The organism is Trichococcus sp. (genome assembly GCF_049589555.1).
Lineage (GTDB): Bacteria > Bacillota > Bacilli > Lactobacillales > Aerococcaceae > Trichococcus.
Window position 1 is genome coordinate 1 of the sequence record NZ_JBAWAZ010000085.1, and the last position, 1817, is coordinate 1817.

Sequence of the window (1817 nt, forward strand, 5' to 3'; positions counted from 1 at the left end):
GAGGCCAAAATCAATCCACTGCCGCGTTCTTTCGGATCGGCTGAGGGATAGCTCATGACAACCAATTTTGTTTCGAGCGGATGCAGCCCGCGCCGCACGCATTCCACGCTCGCATAGAAGGATTTGCAATCGATGCAAAGAATGTCGCGACTGGGCTCCTTCGCATAATCAAAAACCAATTCCGTTTCATACATAAAAACCGTCTCCAATCTCTATGTCCTTATTATACGAACGTGTGTTTGCGTTTGTAAAGCGAACAAGGAAAGATATTTGGGAAAAATGATAAAATACAGGCTGAAAAGCAAACTTGTATATTTTTATTGGCATAAATTAAAATTTTTTGATATATAATTATAGGTGATTAATAGTTCAGGGGAATGGGAAGGGTGGTCCGGAAAGAATCATGGGTATGGGGAAGATTGGAATGAGATATCTAACGCTTGCAGGGCTACTGCTATTGGCAGGATGCGGCAATGCAGAGCAAGAGGCTTATAACGAGGCTATTCAAAAAGGAGTGGATATCCTGAGTGCCGAGCAATACGAAAAAGCGGAAGCTTATTTTGAGATAGCGCTCGAAAATCAGCCAGATGACGAGAAGGCAACAGCCTATTTAACGCAAACCCAAATATATAGGGAAGCAAAGGATTTTTATGACAGCAAGGAGTATGCCGAAGCTTTGGAGAAAGCCCAACAAGTTGTTGAGTCAGAGAATGGTTTAGAAGGATTAATTGCAAAGGCAACTGCCATCATCGAGGAAATCAATGCCAAGGAAGACCATATAGACGCGGAACTGGATAAGGCAAAAGCCGCATACGATAGCGGCAATATGGACGAAGCCCTTCCTGTCATCGAAAATTTGTTAAATTCAGAAGAACTGAGCAATGCGTATTTTTCTGAATTAAAAGCGGTGGGAGAACAACTATTAGCGGATATCCAGAATAAGCAAAATGAATTAGCGATGGATGAAGCAGCTAAAGCAAAAGTGGAAGAGGAATCCCTGCTTCAGGGAAGTATAGATCGTAACATAAATGCATATAATAACCTATCGTTACCACTAAGAATGCTGCTGGCAACGACAGTCGTGGATGAGCGGGCAATGAGTCCAGTCTTGTTAGGTTATACTTTAGCCTATAACTTTGATGAAGAATATTTACTGCTGAATTCACATTCCGGAGCGGGTGTGGGGCATCAATGGTTTATCATTCGTGATGATTCAAACACAATCACACCTATTGAAGGTTTAGTGAATATGGGGACGTCTGGATATCGGGATGTTGCGGTGGACTCCACTCCTGTCTCTAAAGCGGACTTATACAATCGCTATATGGAGTCAAAAGATTCTTACGATCTTGCGTTACAGAATGTCTTTAAGCTCCCTGAAATGACTATGATCAAATATGAAGAATTACGTTCTTATAGTGGGCAATGAAAAATAGAACATACCTGATCTAATGAATGAAGAATCTTCGGCCTTGAACTGCCCCGTCTCTAAGCGAAAGCATAGGTGGGGATAGTTCAATAGATATTCTAAACGGATAGGATGGTGTTGGGAAATGATGAAAAATCCAATGGTAACAACAATATTTTTCCTTTCAAGTCTTCTGCTGTTGAGTGGGTGTGGCGGTTCCACTTCCACCACGAGTGTCGTGGTGGAGATTGGGAATGCGGCTCAGAAGAATGCGGAACTCGACAATGCCCGGTTTGAGACGCGCTACTCCATGGATAGTGAAGCGGAGCCATTCGACCAAAGCTCGGAAGGGGTCTTTGTGAAAACAGCGGAGTCTGATTATGACTGGTATCAGAAGACTTCCTTCGAG

The 1817-nt window shown here is 42.9% G+C and carries 2 protein-coding genes and 1 pseudogene; 2 read left to right on the forward strand and 1 reads right to left on the reverse strand.

Annotated elements, in window-relative coordinates; all coding sequences use genetic code 11:
* Positions 1–194, reverse strand: a pseudogene (locus tag WBV27_RS03950) (excinuclease ABC subunit A); the annotation flags it as partial.
* Between the two features lie 230 nt (positions 195–424).
* Between WBV27_RS03950 and WBV27_RS03955 the strand changes: the two are divergent.
* The gene (locus WBV27_RS03955) at positions 425–1429 is read left to right on the forward strand and encodes a tetratricopeptide repeat protein (protein WP_424199611.1); all 1005 of its coding nucleotides are present in this window, start codon (positions 425–427) and stop codon (positions 1427–1429) included.
* Between the two features lie 124 nt (positions 1430–1553).
* A partial coding sequence (locus tag WBV27_RS03960; RefSeq protein WP_424199613.1) for a hypothetical protein occupies positions 1554–1817 on the forward strand: 264 nt, incomplete at its 3' end.